The sequence below is a fragment of the Streptomyces sp. NPDC057654 genome (assembly GCF_042800135.1).
In the GTDB taxonomy this organism is placed as follows: Bacteria; Actinomycetota; Actinomycetes; order Streptomycetales; family Streptomycetaceae; genus Streptomyces.
Genome location: NZ_JBHVHQ010000454.1, coordinates 1 through 6,776 on the forward strand (window position 1 = coordinate 1; position 6,776 = coordinate 6,776).

The following is a 6,776-nucleotide window of genomic DNA, read 5'->3' on the forward strand; positions in this document are numbered from 1 at the left end:
ATTCAGGACCACTTCGCCAAGCGGGTGCCCGTCCATCCGACGTCGTGGGCGGACAAGCACCACTCGCCCAAGCACGAGCCGGACCTGGCCGGGGACGGCTGGTCCAACACCTGGTGGGGCACGGGGTACGCGGGCGACTCGGCGGGCCAGTGGATCGAGGCGCGGTTCCAGCAGCCCACCGACCTGCTGGCGATGCTGGTCACGCCGGGCAGCTCGGCCCGTTCGGCACAGTCCTCCGACGAGGCCCGCCCGATGGACTTCGACCTGATCGTGACGGACTCCGCGGGCAAGGCGCACACCTCGCACCACACCCTCAACGACGGCGGCGCGCAGCAGATCAATGTGCGGGTGCGCGACGCGGTCACCGCGCGGTTCGTGATCCGCTCCGCGTACGGCACGGCCAAGGACAAGCAGGTGGCCATCGCCGAGCTGGAGTTCTTCCGCCGCGCGACGAACTCGAACTGAGCCGGAAACGCGGAGAGGGCCCTCGAACCGGGTGGTTCGGGGGCCCTCTCCGTGCGTACGGGTACTACTTCAGCGGCGGCTTGCGCAGCGACAGGTGCAGCTCCTTCAGCCGTGCCTCGTCCACCTCGCTCGGCGCGCCCATCAGCAGGTCCTGCGCGTTGCCGTTGAGCGGGAACGCGATGGTCTCGCGGATGTTGGGCTCGTCCGCCAGCAGCATCACGATGCGGTCGACGCCCGGGGCGATGCCGCCGTGCGGCGGGGCGCCGAACTTGAAGGCGCGGAGCATGCCGCCGAACTCCTGCTCCACGGTCTCCTTGTCGTACCCGGCGATGGCGAACGCCTTGTACATGACCTCGGGCTCGTGGTTGCGGATCGCGCCGGAGGACAGCTCGACGCCGTTGCAGACGATGTCGTACTGCCAGGCGAGGATGTCGAGCGGGTCCTTGGTCTCCAGCGCCTCCAGGCCGCCCTGCGGCATGGAGAACGGGTTGTGCGAGAACTCGATCTTCCCGGTGTCCTCGTCCTTCTCGAACATCGGGAAGTCGACGATCCAGCAGAACCGGAACTCGCCCTCGACGAAGTGGCCGGTGCGCTTGGCCGCCTCGACGCGGACCGCGCCCATGATCTTGGAGACCTCGTCGAACTCGCCGGCGCCGAAGAAGACCGCGTGGCCCGGCTTCAGGTCCAGCGCCTCGACCAGCGACTTCACGTCGTCCTCGGTGAGGAACTTCGCGATCGGGCCGGACAGCGCGTTCTCGTCGCCGACGCGGACCCAGGCGAGGCCCTTCGCGCCCTGCTGGACGGCGAAGTCACCCATCTGGTCGAAGAACTTCCGCGGCTGCTCCGCGGTGTCCGGCACGGCCAGCGCCCGTACGTGCTTGTCGGCGAAGGCCTTGAAGCCGGAGCCCGCGAAGACCGACGAGACGTCGACCAGCTCCAGCTCGGCGCGGAGGTCCGGCTTGTCTGAGCCGTACTTCAGCATCGACTCGCGGAACGGGATGCGCGGGAACGGCGAGGTCACCGTGCGACCGCCGCCGAACTCGGTGAACAGCTCGGTCATGAGCTGCTCGATCGGGCCGAAGACGTCCTCCTGCTCGACGAAGCTCATCTCGACGTCGAGCTGGTAGAACTCGCCCGGCGAGCGGTCGGCGCGGGCGTCCTCGTCGCGGAAGCAGGGCGCGATCTGGAAGTAGCGGTCGAAGCCCGCGATCATCAGCAGCTGCTTGAACTGCTGCGGGGCCTGCGGCAGCGCGTAGAACCGGCCCGCGTGCAGCCGGGAGGGGACCAGGAAGTCGCGGGCGCCCTCGGGGGACGTCGCGGACAGGATCGGGGTCGCCATCTCGTTGAAGCCCAGCGCGGTCATCTTGTGCCGGATGGCGGAGATCACGGCGGTGCGCAGCATGAGGTTGCGGTGCATGCGCTCGCGGCGCAGGTCGAGGAAGCGGTATTCGAGCCGCCGCTCCTCGTTGACCCCGTCCTCGGCGTTGATCGTGAAGGGGATCTGCTCGGCGGCGCCCAGCACCTCGACGGCGGTGACCTCGACCTCGACCTCGCCGGTCGGCAGGTCGGGGTTGACGTTGTCCGCGCCGCGGGCGCTGACCTTGCCGTCGATGCGGACGACGGACTCCTTGGTCAGCGAGCCGAGCGCCTCGTTGGCGGGGGTGCCGGGGCGGGCGACGAGCTGCACGAGGCCGTAGTGGTCGCGCAGATCGATGAAGAGGATGCCGCCCAGATCACGACGATTGTGCAGCCAGCCGCTCAGCCGGACGTCGGTGTCGACGTCAGCCGCACGGAGCTCGCCGCAGGTGTGGGACCGGTACCGATGCATCGTTCATCCAAGTCGTCTGATCGGGGGCGGATGGCCGGCGGATGGGCCGGGGCGGGGCCTGAGCTCGTCCACTACAGGCCAGTGTGCAAGCCTACCGTTACGCCCCTCGCTGGTATCCCTGACTTAAGTCCACATAAAGTGGGGCAATGCGCACCGAGGATGTCCTGGCCGCCGTCGCGACCGGCCTGTGGCGCTGGAACAACGTCACGGGCCTCGTGAGCTTCGACGCGGAGGCGGCCCGGCTGATGGGGCTGGCCGCCGAGCCCGTGGTGGTGGCCGAGTCCGCCGCGCGCGCCCGCTTCCACCCCGTCGACTGGGTGGAGATCCAGGGCATCGTCAGCCTCGCCGTCGCCGAGGGCACCCTCGCCGAGGCCCGGCTGCGCGTCGTGGACCACGAGGGCCGGGTGCTGCGCACCGTGCGCAGCCGCACCAAGCCGTTCGCGCGCGACGGCTCGTACGAGCTGGTGGGCACCCTGGCGGAGGTCCCCGAGCCGCAGCCCGGCACCTCCGCCGCCCGGACGTCCGTCACCGGCGACTGGCGGCGCAACCGCGAGGCGTTCCTGCTCGACGCGGGCCGGGCGCTCGCCGAGGCGCGCTCCACGGCCGAGGTGCTGCGGGTCGCGGCCGGGCTGTCCATGCCGGGGTTCGAACCGGCCGGGCTGGCCGTCTTCGGGATCGACGGCGACCGGATACGGGTCATCGGCCACCACGGGCACCGGCAGGGCGAGGAGGAGCCCTTCCTCGACATGCCGCTGGCCACGGACTACCCGGCCGCCGAGGTCATCCGCACCGGCCGGGCGATCTACCTGCCGGACCCCGACGAGTACCGCCGGCGCTTCCCCACCACCTGGCCGCTGGCCGAGAAGTTCGACCGCCGCTCCTGGGCGTTCCTGCCGCTGATCAACGCGGGGCGCACCATCGGCGCCTGGATGGCCGGATTCTCCATACCGGTCACCTTCAGCCCCGACGAGCGCTCCGTGCTGACCACGGTCGCCCGGATGCTCGCCCAGGCCCTGTCGCGCGCCAGCGTCCACGAGTCGGAGCGGGAGCTGACCGACGGGCTCCAGCGCTCGATGATGCCGACCGTGCAGCCGGACATCCCCGGCATGTCGGTGGCGGCCCGCTATGTGCCGACCGGCGGCGGGCTGGAGGTCGGCGGCGACTGGTACGACATGATCACGCTGCCGTCCGGGAAGATCGCGCTGGTCATCGGGGATGTGCAGGGCCACGACGTACGGGCCGCCGGGCTGATGGGCCAGCTGCGGATCGCGCTGCGCGCCTACGCATCCGAGGGCCACCACCCGGACGCGGTCCTCTCCCGCGCCTCCCGCTTCCTGGCGGGCATCAACGACCTCGACCATCTCGCGGACCCCCGCTTCGCGACCTGCCTCTACATCGAGGTGGACCCCGGCACCGGCCTCCTCGACATCGCCCGCGCCGGCCACCCGGACCCGGCGATCCGGCTGGTCGACGGCACGATGCTGGTCCGGGCGACGGCGGGCGGCCTGCCGCTGGGCATCGACCCGGACACCGACTACCCCACCACCCGGATCGTCCTCGAACCCGGCGAGACGATGATGGTCTGCACGGACGGCCTCATCGAGACCGGCGGCCACGACCTGGAGACGGGCTGGAGCCGGCTCCGCTCCATCATCGAGGGCCACGATCTGTGGGAGACCGAGGGCTCCGGCGGCCTGGAGAAGCTCGCCGACGCGCTCGTACAGGCCGTGCACGGGCCGTCCTCGCACCACACCACGGGGCCGCTCGTGGACCGGCGCGAGGACGACATCGCGGTGCTGCTGCTGTGCCGCGAGGGCGGCAGCTGCGGCGTCGGCTCGTACGGCCAGACGCCCGCGCCCGTCCGCCGCACCGTGCTGACCGTCGCCCAGGCCGAGCCCGAGCGCATCGCGGCGGCCCGCCAGCAGCTGCGCGACCTCATGCACGACTGGGCAGACGAGGACCAGGTCGACTCGGCGGTCCTGATGGTCTCCGAGATGGTCACCAACGTCCTGGTGCACACGGACGGGGACGCGCTCCTGGTCGCCGAGATCACCGGGGAGCGGCGCCTGCGGCGCATCCATGTGGAGGTCGCGGACGCCAGCGACGACATGCCGCATCTGCGGCAGCCGGGCGAGATGGCGTCGTCGGGGCGCGGGCTGGTGCTGATGGAGCTGCTCGCGGAGACGTGGGGGGTGGATCCGCGGGGCGAGGGGAAGTCGATCTGGTTCGAGCTCTACGAGGGCTCGGTTGCGCCGTCTTCCGCTCCATCGGTGGAACCGGCCGCGTAGCGCTCCCGCAGCTCGGCGACGACCCCGAAGGCGGCGGCGGTCAGCGGCACGGCCAGCAGCATGCCGACGATCCCGGCGACGCTGGCGCCTGCGGTGATCGCGATCATCACGACGGCGGGGTGCATCTGCACCGTGCGGCTCTGGATCACCGGCTGGAGCACGTGCCCCTCCAGCACCTGTACGGCGAGGACGACGCCGAGCGCCCACAGGGCGGTCACGAAGCCGCGGTCCGCGAGGGCGACGAGGACGGCCACCGCGCCGGAGATGAACGCGCCGAGGTACGGGATGTACGCGCCCACGAACACCAGGGCCCCGAGCCCCACCGCCCCCGGCACGCCCAGGATGAGCAGGCCCACGGTGATGCAGACCGCGTCGATCAGGGCGATGACGGTCGTACCCCGCATGAACCCCTCGACCGCCCGGAAGGCGCGCCGCGCGATGGCCTCCAGCTGCGGGCCGGTGGAGCCGGGGGCCAGCGAGCGCAGGGCGGCGGCGGCCCGGTCCGAGTCCCGCAGGAAGAAGAAGGTCAGCAGCAGCGCGAGCACGGCAGCGGCGGCGGCCTGGCCCACGACGCTGATGCCGGAGAGCAGCCCGGAGGCGGCGGTGCCGCCGAACTTTCCGAGCCAGTCCTTGGCGTTGGAGGCCATGTCGTCGAGCGAGGTGCCGGCGGCCCCGAAATGATCGGAGAACGACCGCGCCGCGTCCTTGAGCGAGGCCACGATCTCGTCGCCGGTGTCGATGAGGGCGCTGACGACGATGTACCCGGCGCCGCCGACGACGGCGACGAGCGCGGCGCAGGTCAGCCCGGCGGCCAGGGACCGCTGCACCTTCATGGCGACGAGCCGCCGGTAGAGCGGCCCGAGCAGCCCGGCGCCGAGCAGGGCCAGCAGTACGGGCGTGACGGCGGCCTTCAACTGCACACAGAGCCACACGCCGACGGCCCCGACAGCGGCCAGCAGCAGAACCACCACGCACCAGGCAGCAATCCGCCGCGCCCCTTCGGGCAACAGCGCCCGCCCGGTTTCCGTGTCGCTCTCCACGAGGTCACAGGACCATGGGGAGGGGGGCGAGGCACGCCGAGCGGTGCAGGAGGGTGACGGAAAGTCAACTCTCACACCTAAACGGCTCATACGGGTGATCGCACACCGAAAGCCGGAATCCGACGGACATACGGTCTTACGTTCCGCTCATGGTCAACTCCCCGCACGAGGCGTCGCACCGGATCTTCCAGGACCGGCCCGAACTCGTGACCCCGGTCTTCCGCGTCCTGGGCGTGCCCCTGGCCGCGAAAGTCACCGTCGACGTACTCACCGGCGATGTCACCGAGATCCGCCCGCTGGAGCGGCGAGTCGACAGCGTGCTGCGCGTCGAACCGTCCGACGGCGGCGCGTTCCTGCTGGCCATCGAGGCCCAGGGCCGACGCGACCCGGACAAGGCGGCGAGCTGGACGTACTACCTGGCGTACCTGCGTGCGAAGTACGGCATCCCGGCTCTGCTGCTGGTCATCTGCCAGGACCGTTCAACGGCCCGCTGGGCGACGGGCCCCTTCAAAACGGGCGTGGAGGGCTGGACGGCCCTCAGCACCCACCCCCTGGTCATCGGCCCCGACAACCTCCCGGTCATCACCAGCCCCACCGAAGCAGCCCGCAACCTCGACCTGGCCGCCTTTTCCGCCCTCACCCACGCCAAGGATTCGGACGTCACGGCCATACTGGAAGCACTCGCGAGTGCCCTGGGAACGGCCGACTCGGCGGCTCTGCAGTACTACACGGAAATGCTGGAGATCGGCCTGGGTGACACCCCGGCAAGAGACATGTGGAGGAACCTGATGCGCCTGGACCCCAACGCCCCCGGCACCTACTTCCCGGGCCGCGGCACTCTCGTCGAGGAGACCTATCTCAAGGGCAGGGCCGACGGCACAACCGAGGGCAAGGTCGAAGGCCGGGCTGAAGGACGGATCGAGGGCAAGACTGAGACCAAAGCCCAGTCGATTCTGGAACTGCTGGCGGGCCGTGGCGTCCCCATCCCCGAATCCATCCAGGAACGGATCACCAGCTGCACCGACCTCGACACCCTCAACCGCTGGTTCAGCCGCGCGATCACAGCCACCAGCGCCGACGAACTGTTCGCCGAAACAGAAGCCAAAACCGCCGAATAGCCGCCGCTCAGCCCCCGCCCACCACACAAAGCGACCG

General features: G+C 70.7%; 5 protein-coding genes. 3 read left to right on the forward strand and 2 right to left on the reverse strand.

Annotation, left to right across the window (positions count from 1 at the left end; genetic code table 11):
- Positions 1-465, forward strand: a 465-nt coding sequence (locus tag ACFU99_RS27550) for an NADase-type glycan-binding domain-containing protein (protein WP_384396876.1), incomplete at its 5' end; no start/stop codon positions are given.
- 64 nt (positions 466-529) lie between these two features.
- Here ACFU99_RS27550 and aspS read toward each other — a convergent pair.
- Entirely contained in the window at positions 530-2,293 is a 1,764-nt protein-coding gene (gene aspS, locus ACFU99_RS27555; protein WP_384396879.1) for an aspartate--tRNA ligase, read from the reverse strand.
- A gap of 146 nt (positions 2,294-2,439) precedes the next feature.
- Here aspS and ACFU99_RS27560 point away from each other — a divergent pair, with 146 nt between their 5' ends.
- Entirely contained in the window at positions 2,440-4,581 is a 2,142-nt protein-coding gene (locus ACFU99_RS27560; RefSeq protein ID WP_384396882.1) for a SpoIIE family protein phosphatase, read from the forward strand.
- On the opposite strand, the gene ACFU99_RS27565 is transcribed toward ACFU99_RS27560, so the two are convergent.
- Entirely contained in the window at positions 4,527-5,711 is a 1,185-nt protein-coding gene (locus ACFU99_RS27565) for an AI-2E family transporter (protein ID WP_384396885.1), read from the reverse strand. The genes ACFU99_RS27560 and ACFU99_RS27565 overlap by 55 nt on opposite strands.
- Before the next feature lie 59 nt (positions 5,712-5,770).
- On the opposite strand from ACFU99_RS27565, the gene ACFU99_RS27570 reads away from it, so the two are divergent.
- Positions 5,771-6,739, forward strand: coding sequence for a hypothetical protein (locus ACFU99_RS27570; protein ID WP_384396889.1), 969 nt, complete (start codon positions 5,771-5,773; stop codon positions 6,737-6,739).
- The last annotated feature ends 37 nt before the right edge of the window (positions 6,740-6,776 follow it).